18 protein-coding genes and 1 pseudogene are annotated in these 16,613 nt (G+C 54.3%); 6 read left to right on the top strand and 13 right to left on the bottom strand.

Annotation, left to right across the window (positions count from 1 at the left end; all coding sequences use genetic code 11):
* Nucleotides 1-14: 14 nt before the first annotated feature.
* Nucleotides 15-917 (top strand): NAD(P)-dependent oxidoreductase, encoded by a 903-nt coding sequence (locus tag KRAC_RS29885; protein WP_007913809.1) that lies wholly within the window; start codon nt 15-17, stop codon nt 915-917.
* On the opposite strand, the gene KRAC_RS29880 is transcribed toward KRAC_RS29885, so the two are convergent.
* From KRAC_RS29880 to KRAC_RS62800, 3 genes are all read right to left on the bottom strand, one after another.
* A complete protein-coding gene (locus tag KRAC_RS29880) occupies nt 914-1,513 on the bottom strand; it encodes a GNAT family N-acetyltransferase (RefSeq protein ID WP_007913808.1) in 600 nt (199 codons plus the stop codon). The genes KRAC_RS29885 and KRAC_RS29880 overlap by 4 nt on opposite strands.
* On the bottom strand, nt 1,510-1,998 hold the full coding sequence (locus KRAC_RS29875; protein WP_007913807.1) for an SgcJ/EcaC family oxidoreductase: 489 nt from the start codon (nt 1,996-1,998) through the stop codon (nt 1,510-1,512). Before KRAC_RS29875 ends, KRAC_RS29880 begins: the two co-directional genes overlap by 4 nt.
* 202 nt (nt 1,999-2,200) lie before the next feature.
* Nucleotides 2,201-2,743: an NUDIX hydrolase gene (locus KRAC_RS62800; protein ID WP_007913806.1), complete on the bottom strand. Its 543-nt coding sequence runs from the start codon at nt 2,741-2,743 to the stop codon at nt 2,201-2,203.
* Nucleotides 2,744-2,837: 94 nt separating this feature from the next.
* Between KRAC_RS62800 and KRAC_RS29865 the strand changes: the two genes are divergently transcribed.
* Nucleotides 2,838-4,124, top strand: coding sequence for a serine hydrolase domain-containing protein (locus tag KRAC_RS29865; protein ID WP_007913805.1), 1,287 nt, complete (start codon nt 2,838-2,840; stop codon nt 4,122-4,124).
* 131 nt (nt 4,125-4,255) lie between these two features.
* Here KRAC_RS29865 and KRAC_RS29860 read toward each other — a convergent pair whose 3' ends face one another.
* Nucleotides 4,256-4,642 (bottom strand): VOC family protein, encoded by a 387-nt coding sequence (locus KRAC_RS29860; RefSeq protein WP_007913804.1) that lies wholly within the window; start codon nt 4,640-4,642, stop codon nt 4,256-4,258.
* 88 nt (nt 4,643-4,730) lie between these two features.
* Nucleotides 4,731-5,561 carry an AraC family transcriptional regulator gene (locus tag KRAC_RS29855; RefSeq protein WP_052568697.1) on the bottom strand — a complete coding sequence of 277 codons (831 nt, stop codon included), beginning with the start codon at nt 5,559-5,561 and terminating at the stop codon, nt 4,731-4,733.
* 366 nt (nt 5,562-5,927) lie between these two features.
* Between KRAC_RS29855 and KRAC_RS29850 the strand changes: the two genes are divergently transcribed.
* On the top strand, nt 5,928-6,629 hold the full coding sequence (locus KRAC_RS29850) for an AlkZ-related protein (protein WP_040445322.1): 702 nt from the start codon (nt 5,928-5,930) through the stop codon (nt 6,627-6,629).
* Between the two features lie 64 nt (nt 6,630-6,693).
* Here KRAC_RS29850 and KRAC_RS29845 read toward each other — a convergent pair whose 3' ends face one another.
* The 7 genes and pseudogenes from KRAC_RS29845 to KRAC_RS29815 form a co-directional block, all read right to left on the bottom strand.
* On the bottom strand, nt 6,694-7,710 hold the full coding sequence (locus KRAC_RS29845; protein WP_007913800.1) for a D-alanyl-D-alanine carboxypeptidase family protein: 1,017 nt from the start codon (nt 7,708-7,710) through the stop codon (nt 6,694-6,696).
* A complete protein-coding gene (locus KRAC_RS29840; protein ID WP_007913799.1) occupies nt 7,707-9,008 on the bottom strand; it encodes a TolB family protein in 1,302 nt (433 codons plus the stop codon). The genes KRAC_RS29845 and KRAC_RS29840 overlap by 4 nt, the downstream gene beginning before the upstream one ends.
* A 264-nt stretch (nt 9,009-9,272) precedes the next feature.
* Nucleotides 9,273-10,406, bottom strand: coding sequence for a WD40 repeat domain-containing protein (locus KRAC_RS29835; protein ID WP_007913798.1), 1,134 nt, complete (start codon nt 10,404-10,406; stop codon nt 9,273-9,275).
* A 46-nt stretch (nt 10,407-10,452) separates the two neighbouring features.
* On the bottom strand, nt 10,453-10,812 hold the full coding sequence (locus KRAC_RS66635; RefSeq protein WP_052568695.1) for a virulence activator alpha C-terminal domain-containing protein: 360 nt from the start codon (nt 10,810-10,812) through the stop codon (nt 10,453-10,455).
* Between the two features lie 30 nt (nt 10,813-10,842).
* Nucleotides 10,843-10,962 (bottom strand): annotated as a pseudogene (locus KRAC_RS79745) (PadR family transcriptional regulator); the annotation flags it as partial.
* A gap of 429 nt (nt 10,963-11,391) precedes the next feature.
* A protein-coding gene (locus KRAC_RS79740) for an IS630 family transposase (RefSeq protein ID WP_420795783.1) occupies nt 11,392-12,515 on the bottom strand; the annotation gives its coding sequence in 2 pieces (ribosomal slippage) (nt 11,392-12,101 and nt 12,101-12,515; 1,125 coding nt in all).
* A gap of 61 nt (nt 12,516-12,576) precedes the next feature.
* Nucleotides 12,577-12,930, bottom strand: coding sequence for a hypothetical protein (locus KRAC_RS29815; RefSeq protein WP_007913796.1), 354 nt, complete (start codon nt 12,928-12,930; stop codon nt 12,577-12,579).
* Between the two features lie 188 nt (nt 12,931-13,118).
* On the opposite strand from KRAC_RS29815, the gene KRAC_RS29810 reads away from it, so the two are divergent.
* Nucleotides 13,119-14,006: a haloalkane dehalogenase gene (locus KRAC_RS29810; RefSeq protein WP_007913794.1), complete on the top strand. Its 888-nt coding sequence runs from the start codon at nt 13,119-13,121 to the stop codon at nt 14,004-14,006.
* An 89-nt stretch (nt 14,007-14,095) separates the two neighbouring features.
* Here the strand turns inward: KRAC_RS29810 and KRAC_RS29805 are convergent, their stop codons facing one another.
* Nucleotides 14,096-15,046 carry a helix-turn-helix transcriptional regulator gene (locus KRAC_RS29805; RefSeq protein WP_007913789.1) on the bottom strand — a complete coding sequence of 317 codons (951 nt, stop codon included), beginning with the start codon at nt 15,044-15,046 and terminating at the stop codon, nt 14,096-14,098.
* Between the two features lie 115 nt (nt 15,047-15,161).
* On the opposite strand from KRAC_RS29805, the gene KRAC_RS29800 reads away from it, so the two are divergent.
* Both KRAC_RS29800 and KRAC_RS29795 read left to right on the top strand, forming a co-directional pair.
* Nucleotides 15,162-15,485 carry an antibiotic biosynthesis monooxygenase gene (locus tag KRAC_RS29800; protein ID WP_007913787.1) on the top strand — a complete coding sequence of 108 codons (324 nt, stop codon included), beginning with the start codon at nt 15,162-15,164 and terminating at the stop codon, nt 15,483-15,485.
* Entirely contained in the window at nt 15,482-16,501 is a 1,020-nt protein-coding gene (locus KRAC_RS29795) for a zinc-dependent alcohol dehydrogenase family protein (RefSeq protein ID WP_007913786.1), read from the top strand. Before KRAC_RS29800 ends, KRAC_RS29795 begins: the two co-directional genes overlap by 4 nt.
* The last annotated feature ends 112 nt before the right edge of the window (nt 16,502-16,613 follow it).

Raw genomic sequence — 16,613 nt, 5'->3', positions numbered from 1 at the left:
AGCGAGGAGAAGAAGTGGAGATTCGCACTATTGCTATCCTGAGTCCAGGTGATATGGGGCATGCGATTGGCGCGGTCCTTCACCGGCATGGTCTGCGCGTCATTACCAGCCTGCGAGGGCGTAGTGCGCGAACACAGGCCCTGGCGAAGACCGCTGGAATGCAGGATGTTCCTGATGATGAGACCCTTGTGCGCGAGGCTGATATCTTGCTCTCGATCATGCCACCAGCCAGTGCGTACACTTTTGGAGAGCGTATCGCCTCAACCTTGCTCCATGTGAAGACCGAGCTACTTTTTGTAGATTGTAACGCCATTGCTCCGCGCACAGCATTGGCTCTCGATCAGTTATTGACGGAGGCGGGAGCAGGCTTTGTGGATGCAGGAATTATTGGTGGTCCGCCTCGGCCTGACGAAGAGGGACCGCATATATATGTCTCTGGCACGCGAGCGGCGGACGTTGCCTGCTTGAGTGAGCATGGCCTGGATGTGCGTGTAGTGGGCGCGCAGAGTGGTCAGGCATCTGGCCTCAAGATGTGCTATGCCTCGGTCACGAAAGGCCTGACAGCCCTGGCGACAGAAGCCCTGACCGCCGGTCGCGCACTGGGTCTACAGGACACGCTGATTAACGAATTGCAGGATTTGCCCGCCTTTCGCTCCATCAAGCGCTCGGTACCTGGCATGCCGCCTAAAGCCTATCGCTGGGTGGGCGAGATGCAAGAGATCGCGCGCACCTTTGTGGACCTGGGACTTCCTTCACAGATGCTGGAGGGGGCCGCAGCCCTTTATCAGTTCGTCGAAAGCACCGAGCTGGGCCTTGAGAAGCCAGAGCAACGCCAGCGCGGCCAGACCCTCGAAGAGGTGACCGAGATTCTTGCGAACGCCTTGCAGAAGCAGAGGAAACCCGAGCAAGATAATTAACGACTTTCGATAAGTGGGAGGCCAAAGAGGGCTGCTCCAGCCAGTGCTCGCTCTTTGTTAGCTTTAGTAGTGAGCAGCCCCAGGTGTTCTGTGTCTAAGAAGTGGACCGCGCTGGTAAGCTGGAAGCCTGCGCGTTCGATGCCATGTTGTGATGCCAGGTTGGCTGCCTGGTGAATGATCCAGAAGCGCTCATTTGTGGCGCATTCATGGCGCAGGATATATTGAAGCAAACGCGGATAAATGCCGTGACCCCGCCATGCAGGAAGCGTGATAAAGTAGTAGAGGTAGCGGTTCTGTGGTGGTACCTGAAAGGTGACAAGCCCACCGCCAAAGGCGGCCTTGCCAGTGGCGGACCACCCGACGGCGACGGCGTGCGTACCTATGCGCGCAAGATAAGGCTCATGGCCTACTTGCCTCAGCTTTAAGACCTCTTCTTGAGTCGTCTCCATCACGAATGCAAGTTCCTCAAGATTTGTGGCTCTCTCCACCGAAAAATCAGGTAGTGGTGACAAGGCAGGCAGTGCATCGCCCTTCCACCATGTCCATAGGAGGCCCGCCCGGTCTCCTATGCTATACGTTTCTTGATTGGTGGTCATTGTGCGTGCTCGCTTACTTCTCGCAGTTCTTCTGTCATCTGCTGGACCAGTTCGGGCCTTCCATGTAATTGGGCCGGAGTGTTCTGGAGGGAGGCGATGCACCACTCGCCATTGTGCCTGGTGGCAACGATAGTCTGAATAGAATTCAGTGCGGGATCTATCTCTGTCTTGCCCGGTGGGACCATGCCAACGATGGCGCGGAGGGTGGCGACATCGGGCTGTAAGAAGCGCACATTTTTGATCTTGTAGATGTAGGGTGGCGTGGGATGATGGTCAAAAATATCTTTCAGCGTTGAGAAGATCTCTGCTTGCCCTATAAGCTGACTTCCATCGAAGCCGATGGACTCGCCATCTTCATTGAAGAGTGCAGCGAAAGCTTTTGCATCGCGTTTATCCCAGCTCTCCAATAATTTGCTGTAGAGTGCTCTGACTTCACGCTCATTGGTGGCCTGTTCGCCTGGTGTTTGAAACATTCTTTTGTTCATATAGGTTTGCTCCTGGAAATTTATACTAAGGGGGCTCACGCCAATAACCTGACCAACTTTTGCCGCCATCTACCCATGCCATGCGGCACGCGAGCATTCTACTCGTCATGTTATTGGCGCGAGAGCCCTAAATACCCTCTCTTCTGCTTCCAAATGTGGAGCGCAAAAGCGGAACTGACATTGGCGCGTACGCCAGTAGTACCTACGCGCTTTCGAGTTCATATATAGCTTTCAGGAAGGCCTGGTCTGAGGCTGAGAGCTTCAGGGTAGCCAGTTCGGCGCGTGGGCGGAAGACGGCCTCTAGCTCGTAGCCATCCTGCTCGCGGGACTCGGGATGAAAGGTCTCGGGAGTGGCGTGATAGATAACCTGGAGGAAATCGGGATAGGTCCGAAACGTTTCCTGGCGTGGACCCAGATAGCGGAAGTGCTTGAAACCCAGCAGGCGCGTGCTCGCCAGGGACCAGCCAGTCTCCTCCAGCAGCTCGCGTCTCAGGGTCTGTATCAGAGTCTCGCCATCCTGGCGCTGTCCACCGGGGAGGAGATGATGGTTCAAGGGATCGCGAATGACCAGTATCTGATCTTCCCGCGTCACCAGTGCGCGGACCGAGGTAATTAGTTCCAGGGGCGGCAGCTCCTGGCTGAGATAGCTCATAACTTTCAGAGGGATTGTTCCCTCGCCCCATAAGGCATCCTCTTCGGCCACAAGAGTGGCGCTCTGAAGTGTCTGTGCCAATTCTACGCTCATGTGAGCCTCCCTGCCATGTGATTCTATGTATGACCTTTTTAGTGATATCATAGCATAAAGCTCTGTAGGCTATCTAAATGAAGGGATTGCGAAAATGCTGAGCGAGATTGACCAGATTGTACATAAGGAGATTGATCTTCAAGGGCCAGGAGTCGCCATAGCTGTCGTGAAGGATGGCAAATTGATCCATAGCGCTGGCTATGGTTTTGCTAACCTGGAGTGGAGCTGTCCTATTGAGCCTGATACCGTCTTTCGATTGGCCTCTGTTACCAAGCAGTTTACGGCGGTAGCTATTATGCTGCTGGAGAAGCAGGGAAAGCTACGCCTCGATGACTCAATTACCACCTATTTGCCTGATTATCCGACGCATAGCCAGACGATTACGATTACTCACCTGCTAAATCACACTTCTGGTATCAAAAGCTATACTGCGCTCGATGATTTGTACCAGGAAAACAAGAAGGATATGTTGCCCGGTGATGTAGTTGCTTATTTCAAAGATCTGCCACTCGAATTTGAGCCTGGGACGCGCTACACATATAATAATTCAGGCTATCACCTGCTTGGTCTGATTATTGAGAAGATAACAGGTATGGGCTATGAGCAGTTTATCCAGCAACATATCTTTCAGCCGCTGGAGATGAACCGCTCCTATTATATGCATAACGAGACAATCATCCCGCATCGGGCCAGCGGCTATGAGAGGGTTGGGGAGATATACCGGCATGCAGAATATCTCAGTATGAGTATTCCCTACGCGGCAGGTGCACTTGGTTCAACGGTCGAGGACCTGGTACGCTGGGATGCCGCATTACGCGAGGAACGTCTGCTAGATACAGCCACGCTAGAACGGATGTATACGCCGACACGGCTGGCTGATGGACGGCTTGAGGAGTACGGTCTGGGCTTCCGTGTCACCGAATATGCGGGACATCGTCTTATTGGACATGGGGGTGGTATTCCTGGTTTCCATACCTTTATCGCGCGCTTTGTCGATGACCAGGCCATGGTCGTGGCGCTGGCGAACGTACCCGAAACGAACGTAGAGAGAATTACGCGCAAGATAGCCCGCCACATCTTTGAGTTGCCTCCTGTAGAGCGCACGCCTGTGACGCTGAGTGAGGTTACACTCGATAAAGCAGTGGGGGCATACGTTGGCGAAAATGGCTTCTCGCTAGAAGTGAGGCGCGACGGAAAGAGGCTGACCATACAAGGCTTTATCGCGGATGGCTTGCTGCCCATGAGCGAGCAGACGTATTATATCAGCCAGGACAACGAGTTCGAGCTCCATTTCTCTGAGGAACAGGAGGGCGTCTTTAACGCTCTGACTCTGCATATTCCCATCTACCGCACCTTTATTGCCATCAGGAAGCAAGGATAACCTTTTCTCGTGATAGGAGGTGTGGTGCGTTCTGGCAACCGCAGGCTGCCAGAACGCACCACACCTCCTATCACGAGCGAGCGCCGCAGGCGCGAGGCGTCACGCCAAAGGTTTGCACATCGCAGATTTCTTTAGTTAGAGCCTGTATAGGTGGCAAACCACCAGGTATTGCCAAAGCTATCTTTGACGCCCGCCCCCCGTTCTTGATAGGGCTTATCTCCTGGTTCGTCCACCGAGGTGGCGCCCGCCTGGAGTGCTCGTTGGTAGGTCGCGTCTACATCCTGTACATAGACATAAATCTGGGAGCGCATCGCTGTAACTTCAAACTCACCAACTTCCAGGACGACAACCGAATCACCAATCTTTACCTCTACGTGGAAGCCACCTCTTGTCTGGTTCCGTTCCAGCTCCTCAGCCTTGAATGTTTCCCGGACAAAGTCCAGAACAGCAGAATTGCCGTAGATATATGGACGTACGGTGCCAAAGCCATGCCTGGTATAAGTGTTTAAGCTGGTCATTAATTCTATTCTCCTTCAAAAAATGTGGTTTCGCTTACAAGGAGAATATACCAGGAAGGAGGACAGATGTATTGTAAAAAAACACACTTTAATTGGGTAGGATAATATGGTTACGGTACTCGCTGCGCTGTGCCTGGTAGGAGCGTGGAGTGAGTCCGCTAAAATCCTGAAAATCGTGGATAAAATGAGCCTGGTCGTAGTAGCCACAGTCCATGGCTAGCCGACTCAAACGCTCGGGCGACTCTTGTTCTAATCGACGTAGTGCCTCCTGGAAACGCAGAACACGATAGAACTGCTTTGGCGTTAAGCCCACGGCCTCGCGAAAGACCTGGAGGAAGCGTGTTTGACCGATGCCAATCTGCTCAATGATGGAGGAAATTGTTTGTCCAGATGATACGTCATGCAGAGCCTGCGTGGCAAAGGTAATAGCGGGATGTGCTTCTCGTGTGCCAATCAGCCTGGATAACAAAAACTGCTCCAGGAGAGAGAACTGGCGCTGTGGTGTAGCAGCTGCTAGTAAGCGCTCGCGTAGGGAGTGTGCCTCTTGACCCCATATTATCTCCAGGGAAACGACCTGGTTATGCAACTCGCTGGCTGGCAGTGGGAGAAAAGGCCAGGCTCCGCCCGGCTTGAAGTCAACCCCGATTACGGAGGTGAGGCTGAGTGTATCGATGAGCGTAAACGCTGAATGGGCGCCACTGATCACGCTGCCACAATAATCTTGAAACTGGTCGGGATTATGTGGATCATAGATCCTCGTCAGATCATCGTGGAGATTGATGATCAGCGCTACAGAGCCATCTGGCAAGCGACGCTCCCTGGTATGTGCTGGCCTCTCTCCCTGGTAATACCAGAAGCTTTTGATAAATGCCGAGAGTGGGGGCCGGGGATGAAAAGTGTGATGGATAGCCAAATGCAATCTAGTACAGATCTCCTTAAGCCCCGCTACTGGCATACGCGGCTACTGAGGCTGCGCCCTGGCGTACACCCCATTACTTACCAGCAATGATTGCGCATCGCGTTAGCTGTGTAAAAAGCGTACTCCATCCCTATACCAAAAAGCAAGACCTTTCGCGCCTGCGGCGCTTAGAGGTATGAGTTAGTGGGGCGTGGTGTGCGGGTTTAGTCCGCACACCACGCCCCACTAACTCATATACAAAGGCGAGCTTGCGAGCCGAGACGAATGGAGATGCTCTTCCTACTTGCAGTGAGGCAGGGGAAGAAGTACGATAGAGGTGAACATATTTGTAACAGCATCGATGATGGTGCTAGAAGGGTAGGCAAAATGCAGGAGGCCGTAAAGTGGCGTTCATTTATTCCAGGGCAGATCACGGGGCCAGACGAGGCAATTACGTTTGTGGAGGGGTGCGGCTTTTGTACGTGGGGACCGCTGCCGCGCCTGCCGTTCCCTAACCTGGCGGAGGCCATGGGGGAGACTGCGACCTCGATACTGGACCGCACCTGGTACTGGAAGGATGATCTGCATTTCTCGCGACAACTCTACTATGGCAAGATTATACAGGGCCAGCCCAGCTTTATCGCGCCTGAGTATCTCCCCGATTTTATCGCGGCCCTGGCTGGGCGTGGCCAGGAGCAGGAGCGAGATGTAAATCGGCTCTATTTCGCTGGCAGGCTCTCTGGTGAAGCTAAAACGATCTATGAATATCTGGACGAGCATGGCGCTCAGCCTTCGCGTGAGCTGAGGCGCGGCGCCAGGCTGGGAGAGAAATCCATGAAGCTGGCGACCGAGCGCGCACTTGTGGAACTGCAACGCCGCTTCCTGATCTGCAAAGTCGACCTGACGGGGCGCACACGCGGCACATACTCATATATCTGGGATCTCGCGGAGCGCTTCTGCCCTGAGGCCTTTGCCGATGCGCGCCAGACCTCGCCCACGGCTGCCCGCAGCAATATTCGCGGACAACTCCGTGAGTTCGGTATCGAGCCTACTTCCCAGCTAGAGAATCGGCTCTTCCTTTGGACATAGAGCAAAAAGCTGCCCGACGCGTGCTTTAGCACGCGTCGGGCAGCTTAATTTCTTTCACGGAGAGCTAATAAGCTGGCAGCATAGGCAGGCCAAAGCCCCATTCGAGGAGCGTTTTGGCGTCGCGAAAGCGCTGGTTGGTATCCGTGTTGGAGCTAAAGAGCACGGTGCCAACCAGGTGATGATGATCACGTGTCGCGGAGAAGACCAGGCAGTAGCCTGCCTCGTTGGTGAAACCGGTCTTGACGCCTGTGGTTGCTGGATACAGGTTGAACAGGTCGTTGGTATTCGCCCAATGGTAGGCTCCATGTTTTGGCGACCATGCAAGGTCATACTGCCTGGTGCCGACAATTTTGGCGAAGAGGGGATTACTCAAGGCATACGCTGTGAGGCGCGCTAAATCACGTGCACTTGAATAGTGTCCGGGGAGGGGATTGCCATTCGCATCGTAATATGTCAATCCATCGGGGTTGATAAAGTGTGTTTGGAAAAGGTGATGGCGCAGGGCAAAGCGGTTCATCATCCCGACAAAAGCGTCTGAGCTTCCCGCGACAGCGCGAGCCAGGACGATGGCAGCATCATCACCAGACGGCAACATCAAGGCGTATAACAGGTCATTGATCGTCAGGGTATCTCCAGGCATCAGTTTGGCATTACTGCCATTATGCTGAAAGACATATTGAGGTATGTCTGGAGAAACCGTGGCCTCCTTTTTGAGATTTGCGGCTTCAATGACGACCAGGGCCGTCATGATTTTGGTCGTGCTGGCCATGGGCAAGGGCTGTTCCGCGTTCTGGTCATCCAGTACATTGCCAGTATCAATATCAAGAAGGTAGGCCGCTTTGGCGTCGATTGGTGGCGCGCCTCCCATCACTGTCAGGACAGACGGAGGTATAGGCGTAGGCTCTGGCGTTGGGCTGGGCGTCACCGTCCCTGGGGCTGCATGTGTATTGGTTGCGCCCAAGGGGATTACTCCGGTGGATATGCAGGCAAAGAGTACGATACTCAGCGTTAGCAGTCCAGATAGGCTGGCAAAGGCAAGTGCCAGCAGGCGTTGCCTGGTAGAAGCTCTCTTCTCTCTCATTCTTCCGTCCAGCCGATCATTTCCAGTGTTCCTCCCTCTGCTATATTTGCGAACTGGGCGGGTATGCCTCCGCCTAAAACGCCGTAGTAAAGCTTATCTCCCTGCCCTTCATTGGAGGTAGTATGCAGCACATACATAGTGCCGTCGCGTGAGAAGTTCGACCAGGGATCGCGTAAGTCTGCGAAGGCGCTATATTCTCCATACTTGTTTGTGACCGCAATTGTGATATCTTCTCCAGAAGTCGAGATCATCCAGAGCCCGTTGAGTTCAGTGGGAATCTGCATGCCTGGAGCACTGTTCCCAATGATGGCTAGCAGTTGCTTGTCACTCTTCGCTGCAAATCGTAGGGCTGTAACGGCCATCGTGTTAGAGTGCCAGATCTCTTCTGTCTTGTCGCTTGCAAGATGAAACGCACTGATGGTGCTGGGTCCCCGATAAATGCTATTTCCGCCAGCGCACTCACTTATGTACAGTGTCTTTCCATCGCCGCTTGCCACATAGTCCCAACATAGCGGTGTTTCTGGCTGAAATATCTGCCGAAGCCCTGGAAGAGGCTTTTTTGTGATATCCAACACATAGAGTGCCTGTGATGATCCATCCTTTAAACTGTCCTTTACAAGGAGTTGCCCCGCATTGAGCCAGCTTCCAGGCTGGTAGCCTTTATAACGAGTTGCCTGCGCGACCTTCGTGATCTGCCCGCTGTGAAGATTGAGCAGGTAGAGATCTGGAAGCTTATCAGTCGCCGGGATCAGGCTCCAGGCGATATAGGTTTGATCCGGCGACCATTGCACGCTCTCCAGTTGTGCCCCATTGGGCGAACAATACAGGGTCTGCTCGTCTTTCCCATCCAGGCGTAGAAGACGGACCTCATCATGTCCGTTGCTGTGAACAAGCATAAGTAGCCATGTTCCGTTCGCCGAGACGAGGCTTTCCTTGATTTCTTCCCTCGTCACTTCAGAGCTATCATTGTGCAGCACGTCAAAATCGATCACACTTGAGGGGCCATTCATTATGTCGTTTGTTTGCAGGTAGAGAATATGTGGTAGTTGTCCATGAGCTAATGGTGTAACAACGGCCCTTTGTCCATGTCCTTCTGGGGGGCAGCCGTTCAGGGTTGTATGCCTACTGGGAGGAGTGGATCTCTTCGTCGTTCTCTGTTGATCTGCCTGGGCTGCAAATGAGCGTTGTGTCGGCGTAACGCGAGCATATATTGTTATTTCAATGATTAGCCCAAGTAAGACAATACACATGAGCGCAACAATGATGGAGTAGTGCGGTTTCCATCGAAGTTTGTGCATATGGTTTTCTTTCTAGCGAGAGCAAAAGCGCAGGGATCGATGCCTGGCTGTCACTTATGGTGTCGCTAGAGGAGCGGTTCTATAACATACATGTAAGCCTGGCCATACTAAAGTACCAGGCTTGTGGTGAAATAGGTGTATTTGTCGCGCCTTCTTAGTCTTTCTCTCTTCTTAGCCAGTCGCTCTGGCTGCATAGGAGGTGAATAAGGTATTCTTTTCGTAAACCCAGTGCTTCGCCTGCTTGAGCAGTGCCAGATAAGGGCTTTACCGCGTAACTCCCCAGAGGCGAACCGTTGCATCATCGCTGCCAGTAGCAATAATGGTACCCGAAGGCGACCAGCTCCCTGTAAATACACCTGCGTTGTGTCCCTGAATGGCGACCAGCTCTTGCCCGTTTTGCACTTCCCAGAGCTGTACCAGGCCATAGGCGCGTGCAGTGGCCAGGAGTGAGGTATCAGGCGACCACATGACGGGATAAGCCCAGCCCGTATCTGTATGACCGGTTAGAACACGTACAAGTTTGCCTTGTGCATCCCAGATCTGGACAGTTCCAGCGTCGTTTGATGTGGCAACAAACTGTCCATCTGGCGAGTAAGCAACGCCATTGGGCTGGTCCTGAGGTGGGAGCTGGTGGGTAATCTTACTACTTTGGGTGTCCCACATAAATGTGTACTTATCATAGCGGTTCGAGACGATATGTTGCCCATCAGGGGACCAGGCCACACCCCAGACCGCGTAAGGATAGCGTCCGCCTGAGCTTACATATTGGTTGGGTCCCTCCCAAAGCCCAAGATTTCTTCCGTTTGTGGTGTCCCAGAGAAGAAGCGCGCCATCGGCATTCCCCGCTACCAGTTGCTTTGATGTAGGGGACCATGCCACGCTCAATAGTTCTGGTCGAGGATGCGTCGATGTTGTTTGCCAGTTCAATAGTCTCTGGGTCTGCCAGTTGGTGGTTTGCCAGATCTGCACTATGCCTTTGTCGCCAGCAGCTGCCAGAGAGATGCCATCGGATGACCAGGCCATCCCATTGATGCTACCTGTTTTCCCTTGTAATGTGGCAACCTGTTTCAAGGAGGCGCTCTGCCAGATCTGAATGTGCTCGCCTGGAGCCACGGCCAGGAAGCTTCCATCAGGCGACCAGCAGAGGCCGCGTACCTTGTCCTGCATATTCTCCAGGACGCCGATTTGTGCCAGGTTGTGTGCATTGGAGGCGCTGATAGGCTTGAGCGTTGGGCGTGGTGTCGGCGTCGCTGGAATTTGCACAGGCGCGGGGGACTGGCAAGCGGCGACGAGGATGCTCATCGTCGCCAGAGAGCAGAAGTGGCGTCTGGAATATACTGGCAAGAAGAAGGGCTTTGCTCTTCTTGAGTGCATGTGAAGGAAATCATCCTGTTTCATAAAAAAAGAACCTCCCTGTATACTCGTTATGTGAGTAAGTACGCGGCTATCCTTGCTCTGCTTCCTGTCGAGAATGGTTTGTCAACTGCTCCACCATCCAACGACACCAGGCGACTGAGGCTTGCTCCGCGTACACGCCCGCATGGAGAGTCGCATAATTGCCAAAATCGGGCAGCGTAATATCCAGTTGCTTGCCATGCTCGTGCTCGATTCGGGCCAGGATGTGTTCATACTCAGCCAAGCGTGCAGTGTGTAACTCCTCCTGTTGCCGAAACAAAGCGATAGCCTGCGCGGGGTCAGCTAGCCAGATAGCGTAAGCTTTGAGCACAAGCTCATCGCGCGGTGGAGATGGCTCAATGGGTGTGGTCACCCATGTGCGTAAGGCTGCGAGACCACTCTCTGTCACGGAGAACAGCCTCTTGGCAGGGCGAGTAGGTTGCGCGACCACTTGCGGGGTAATAAATCCCCCCTCTTCCAGGCGGGCCAACTCACTGTAAATGTGGCTGGAATGAGCAGTCCAGAAGAAGCCAATAGGTCGTTTAAGGCGTTGAGCCAGGTCATAGCCAGAGGACTCCTGGCGAGCGAGGAGCGCCAGAAGAGCGTAGCCTAGAGTCGTGATAATCTTTCTCCTCCAATATGCTATTATTCCAATATTGGAATAATAGCATATTGGAGGAGAAAAGAGAAGCGGGAAGGCAGAAGGACCGGGTAACCGCGAACGGTTACCCGGTCCTTCGCAACTAGCGACCTTATTTAGTGACGGTAATCGTGATGCTGGCTTTGGTCAGGCCAGAGGCGCAGGTGATTGTGACGGTGCCGGGGCGGCGAGCCTTGAGCTGCTCCAGACATGCGAGGGAGGATTGGCGATGGGCATATCAGGGAATGTTGAAGGTATCATCAGCGTCTCGATCCTCTTCCGATGTCGCCTGTAGGTAGGTTTGAGCTTTTCTAACAGCTTGTCTTTAGCACTATAGCAGGCTAGTAGTCAGTCCAGTTTGTTATTGATGGCAGGATAGAGATCATGGAGCGTGTCCCGAGCATCGTTGCAGGTAAACCGCCACGAAATGGTACAACGCAGAGCATTGCGCTCTGCCTGCAATGTCGCGATGCGCTGGCGCAACTCCGTCAGACTTCGCACTCGACGCGAGAGGCAGCCACGAGCAAAGATACCGATCTCAATTTCTGCCATGTTGAGCCAACTTCCATGTTTGGGCGTGTAATGAAACTCCACCCGCTGCAAAATGCGCCTGGCCTCTGCGGGCTCAAAGGCTTCGTAGAGAGCCGCTGCGGTATGGGTATTAAGATTATCCTGCACGAGGCGAATGTACTCGGCGTGCGGATAGACCTCATCGACCAACCATCGGATGCAGTGCGCATAATCAATCTTCGTCCGCCGCTGGGTCATCTCGACGTGACGCCAGCCCGCAAGCGGCTCGACAAAGAAAAACAAATTGGCGGTGCCCAAACGCTCATACTCATAATCGATGCGTTCAACGTGCCCTGGTTCCATCGGCAGAGGAGGCCGCACGTCGGCCTCTGGGGCCACCAGTTTCTCGTCAAAACAAACGGTTGGATAGCGTGGATCGTAGTCTTCCTCGTACAGATCGAGGACGTCTTCCATGGCCGCGACAAACTCGGCTCCTACCGTTGGAATGCACCAGTGCTCGTGTTGCCAGGGTTTGAGTTCGTTTTTTTCAGGAGCTGGCGAATGGTTTCTGGCGAGATCGATTCGACAAAGCCCAGTTCAACGACTTTGCCTGCCAGCAAGCGCAGCGTCCAATGGTCATGTCCATCAGGAACTGGACTGCACGCAATGGCAATCAAATGGGCGGCTTGTCCTCCCGTGAGTGCCTGCCGATGGCGCTGCTGCCGCTTGTCGTGCAGAACCGCTTCGAGTCCTCCTTGTAGGTACAACTGTCGAACACGAATGGAGGTATTGCGGCTGATATCGAAGGCGTCACAGATCTGTTGGTCGGTCCAGCCTTCAGCAGCTTTGAGCAAGACGCGTGCCCGGGTAAACGTGCGAGCATTGGCTTTGCCTGCATGGATGAAGGTTTGCAGCGAGGCGCGATCGGATTCGGACAACGCGACGGGAATGGGATGCTTCATGGCGGGCTCCTTGCTTTTCCATCAGTATCTCACTCCTGTCAATTCCAATTTGGACTAATCACTAGGCACTCTCCAGATAACTGCCTTTTGAGCTAATGTAGGCGCAGAGGTAGTCGCCGCGCTGGCAGCGGGGGAGGCCGTTCTTAAGACCGCTGGAGATGCGCAGCGCGTTCCCGCTGGCCTGGTCGTTCCATTCGGCGATGACCTCGTAGCGCCAGCGACCGACCGCAGTTGGTATGTTATAGAGCGGGATATCCTGCACTTGTTTCGTTGCTTGATAGTAGTTGACCTGGACAACCCTGGCCAGGACACGCCTGCCCGTACGGCGAATGCGGTAGTGTTTCCCATAGTTGGCGAGCAGCAGGCAGACACCCAGTATGCCTACCATGATGAGGAATAGGAGTGTATCAGGCATTGTGGCATCTCTCCAGACACAACTTTGTGTCCCTTATCTTCGTGTTCGAGAGGTGTAATAAGTAAAAAATAGTATATCATATTGGAGAGGTGCAGGAGGACCTTCCCTGCCGGGGTGTTCTCCACAATTCTTTTTCTCTACTCGCTCGATGGAGATGGGTCAATCACTTAACAAAGAAGGAAGGAACTATGAAAGTACTTCGCACACCAGATGAGCGCTTCGTCAACCTACCTGATTATCCCTTTGAGCCACACTACCTGGAGGTGGATGGCCTGCGCATTCACTATATCGATGAGGGGCCGCGCGAGGCTGCGCCGGTTCTCTTGCTACATGGTGAGCCTTCCTGGTCGTATTTGTACCGCAAGATGGTCCCCTTGCTGTCCGCCGCCGGGCATCGTGTTATCGCTCCCGATCTCGTTGGCTTTGGTCGCTCGGATAAGCCTACACGGCGCGAGGACTATACTTATAAGCGCCACGTTGACTGGATGCATGGTGTTCTGAACACGCTCGACTTGCGGCAGATAACGCTCTTCTGCCAGGACTGGGGTGGGCTGATTGGCCTGCGCCTCGCGGGAGAACAACCGTCGCGCTTCGCCCGCGTCGTCGCTGCTAATACCTTTCTGCCCACGGGCGACCAGCCGCCCAGCGAGGCCTTCCTGCACTGGCAGCGCATGTCGCAGACCTTCCAGGGCTTTCAGGCGGGCCGTGTCGTTAAGGGTGGCTGTGTGACACCGCTCGCGCCCGAAGTTGTTGCCGCCTACGACGCGCCTTTCCCTGATGAAAGCTATCTTACCGGGGCGCTCCAGTTCCCGTTGCTTGTGCCTACAAGACCCGATGATCCTGCCAGTGAGGCCAATCGCGCCGCCTGGGAGGTCCTGCGCCGCTGGGAGAAACCCTTCCTGACAGCCTTCAGCGATAGTGATCCCATCACGCGTGGCGGAGACGCGGTCTTGCAAGCTCTCATCCCCGGTGCCAAGGGCCAGCCCCACACCACCATTACCAGCTCCGGCCACTTCCTGCAAGAGGACAAAGGTCCCGAACTTGCTCGCATCATCAACGAGTTTATTGCCGGATAAAGATGTAATATATGTTAGAGGAGCAACTTACTACTCTAAAGGGCACAAGGTACGCGCACTTTAGAGTAGTAAGTTGTGCATTTCCCTCTTTACTCCGTGTAGCTAATCAGTTTGTGGGCATGCTGGCGCAGGACCTCGCATAACTCAGGTGGGTGCTGGACGGTGAAGGTCATATCCAGGCTTGCTAGCAGGCGAGCCATCCAGGGCAGATCCTCGACCTCGACGCGTAAGAGAACTCCACCCGTTACCTCCGTGAAGAAGGCCTTTGGAATGTGGGTCTGTCGTTGAGCTTCCTCTAACGTCGCCTCCAGCTTTACCTCGATCTGCCATACCCTCGGCACTGAGGCGAGTGCCTGTTGCACCGCTTCGAGGGCGGGAAAGTTGACTCGTGGAGGAAAGGTTTCAGTAGTCATCTGGATGTGTTCGATCCGGTCCAGGCGAAAGAGGCGTTCACCTTCACGCAAGTGGCAGTAGCCGATGGTGTACCAGAAGCCTCTGTGATAGGCGACTCCATAGGGATCAAAGTCTCGTTCCGTTACCTCCGAACGCGGCGAGCGATAGTGCAGGTGTACCCGTCGCCCTTCCTGAATCGCCGAACTGAGGACCATTACCGCCAGGCCCGAGGGTGCCTCCGATGTGGCCCCGCTCTCGAAGGCCACCGTCTGCGCGACTGCCTGGATGCGTGAGCGGGTCTCGCTCGGCAGGACGCGCTCAACCTTGGCCAGCACCCCCTCAAAAGAGGGGACACTCTTCGACAGCCCCGATTGGCGGGCCACCAGCAGTGAGAGCGTCAATGCCAGGGCCTCATCCTCAGTAAATATTAGGGGTGGGAGCTTATAGCCAGCGCGCAGGCGGTAGGCTCCATAGCGGCCCCGTTCAGCCTCCACGGGAATGCCCAGATCAACCAGGGTCTCGATATAGTTGCGAACCGTGCGGACATCCACCTCCAGCCGACGTGCCAGCTCCGCGCCCGTCATGCGTCCATGCGCCTGGAGGAGTTCTAAGACCGTCAGTACGCGAGCCGTTGGGCGATAGACCAATTTCCTGCTCCTATCTCAAAGTGCTTTTAATTAGGAACGATTCTATCAGCTTATCAGGCTACAATCAAGCATGTAGAGGATAAATGCTGTATCAGAAAGGAACAGGAATATATATATGTATGCTGTGATGAGAAAAATCAAGGTCCAGCCACATTTGATAGATATGCTGACCCAAAAGACAAAGGATGTCTTTGTGCCAGTTCTCAAGAATGAGCCAGGGTTTATCGAGTTTATTGTGGTGCAGATTGCAGAAGGTGAGGCGGTGAGTATCAGCATCTTTGAGACACAGGAGGCGGCCGAAGAAGGCAATAGAAAGGCCTTCGCATGGGCTGGGGAGCATCTCTTCCCCCTGGCTGAGGGACCAGCAGAGATTGTAGGTCTGGGCAAGCTTCTACTCTATCAGCAAAAAGAAGTTGCAGGAGAAAAGAGTATCTCATGAAAAGCTATCATATAAACATGGGCGCAGGCCTTGAGGGGCTTGTAATGAGGGAACAAGATGTACCAGTACCTGGCTCGCGCGAAGTACTGGTGAGAGTGCGAGCCTGCTCGCTTAATTCACGAGAACTGCTGATCCTGCTGCTTGGCTACTATCCCTTGCCTGTGCGACCGGATGTGATTCCGGTCTCCGATGGCGCTGGAGAGGTCGTAGCCATCGGTGAGGGTGTGAAGAGGGTCAAGGTGGGTGACCGCGTGGCTGGCGTTGTCTTCCCTCGCTGGATTGATGGCCCCTTTCAGGCGGAGGTCGCCGACCAGCTCGGTGGCTCGCTGGATGGCGTGCTGACGGAATACGCCCTTTTGTCAGAGGATGGCGTCGTTCCCATTCCTGATCATCTCTCTTTCGAGGAAGCGGCGGCCCTACCCTGTGCCGCGCTCACAGCCTGGAATGCTCTCACCGGCGGGATGGGGCTCCAGGTTGGCGATAGTGTGCTCACCCTGGGATCAGGAGGAGTCTCGCTCTTCGCTCTCCAGCTCGCCAAAATCGCTGGTGCACGGGTCATCGCGACCACTTCGAGCGCGGAGAAGGTTGAGCGGCTCAAGGCACTGGGTGCTGACTACGTGATCAACTACCGCACGACGCCTGATTGGCATCTCGCGGTGCGCGAATTAACGGGTGGGCGAGGCGTCGATCACGTGGTCGAGGTAGGCGGACCCGGTACAATTGTTAAGTCGATCAGCGCAACCAGGATCTCGGGAGAGATTGCCGTGATCGGATCGGTGACGCGTGACAACACGGACGATAGAGGAATTCACCGCGCCGTCTTCATGGGGACCGCTACCCTACGAGGTATCTCCCTTGGCAATCGTGCGCAGTTTCTTGCCATGAACCGCGCCATCGCCGCCAATGGCCTGAAGCCAGTCATTGACCGCGTGTTTCCCTTCGCGGAGGCGAAAGCCGCCTACCAGTATTACAGCGAAGTCCAGCCCTTCGGCAAAGTAATTATTAGCCTGAGTTAAGGCTTTTTCCTGAACATCAACTGTTTGTTGATAATGAGGATGCGGGTTGGTAGCTCTAGAGCTACCAACCCGCATCCTCATTATTATTCTTAGCACCATTGTCCTGCTCCTG

The sequence above is a fragment of the Ktedonobacter racemifer DSM 44963 genome (assembly GCF_000178855.1).
Classification (GTDB): domain Bacteria; phylum Chloroflexota; class Ktedonobacteria; order Ktedonobacterales; family Ktedonobacteraceae; genus Ktedonobacter; species Ktedonobacter racemifer.
This window is presented reverse-complemented; position numbering and strand designations above follow the sequence as displayed.

What these genes read in the sequence shown, in the direction of transcription:
- KRAC_RS29875 (WP_007913807.1), bottom strand. Translation starts at nt 1,998, where the DNA reads ATGAACAAAAGAATGTTTCAAACACCAGGCGAACAGGCCACCAATGAG.
- KRAC_RS29800 (WP_007913787.1), top strand. Translation starts at nt 15,162, where the DNA reads ATGTATGCTGTGATGAGAAAAATCAAGGTCCAGCCACATTTGATAGAT.
- KRAC_RS29835 (WP_007913798.1), bottom strand. Translation starts at nt 10,406, where the DNA reads ATGAAACAGGATGATTTCCTTCACATGCACTCAAGAAGAGCAAAGCCC.
- KRAC_RS29865 (WP_007913805.1), top strand. Translation starts at nt 2,838, where the DNA reads ATGCTGAGCGAGATTGACCAGATTGTACATAAGGAGATTGATCTTCAA.
- KRAC_RS62800 (WP_007913806.1), bottom strand. Translation starts at nt 2,743, where the DNA reads ATGAGCGTAGAATTGGCACAGACACTTCAGAGCGCCACTCTTGTGGCC.
- KRAC_RS29880 (WP_007913808.1), bottom strand. Translation starts at nt 1,513, where the DNA reads ATGACCACCAATCAAGAAACGTATAGCATAGGAGACCGGGCGGGCCTC.
- KRAC_RS29795 (WP_007913786.1), top strand. Translation starts at nt 15,482, where the DNA reads ATGAAAAGCTATCATATAAACATGGGCGCAGGCCTTGAGGGGCTTGTA.
- KRAC_RS29850 (WP_040445322.1), top strand. Translation starts at nt 5,928, where the DNA reads ATGCAGGAGGCCGTAAAGTGGCGTTCATTTATTCCAGGGCAGATCACG.
- KRAC_RS29845 (WP_007913800.1), bottom strand. Translation starts at nt 7,710, where the DNA reads ATGAGAGAGAAGAGAGCTTCTACCAGGCAACGCCTGCTGGCACTTGCC.
- KRAC_RS29840 (WP_007913799.1), bottom strand. Translation starts at nt 9,008, where the DNA reads ATGCACAAACTTCGATGGAAACCGCACTACTCCATCATTGTTGCGCTC.
- KRAC_RS29810 (WP_007913794.1), top strand. Translation starts at nt 13,119, where the DNA reads ATGAAAGTACTTCGCACACCAGATGAGCGCTTCGTCAACCTACCTGAT.
- KRAC_RS29860 (WP_007913804.1), bottom strand. Translation starts at nt 4,642, where the DNA reads ATGACCAGCTTAAACACTTATACCAGGCATGGCTTTGGCACCGTACGT.
- KRAC_RS29815 (WP_007913796.1), bottom strand. Translation starts at nt 12,930, where the DNA reads ATGCCTGATACACTCCTATTCCTCATCATGGTAGGCATACTGGGTGTC.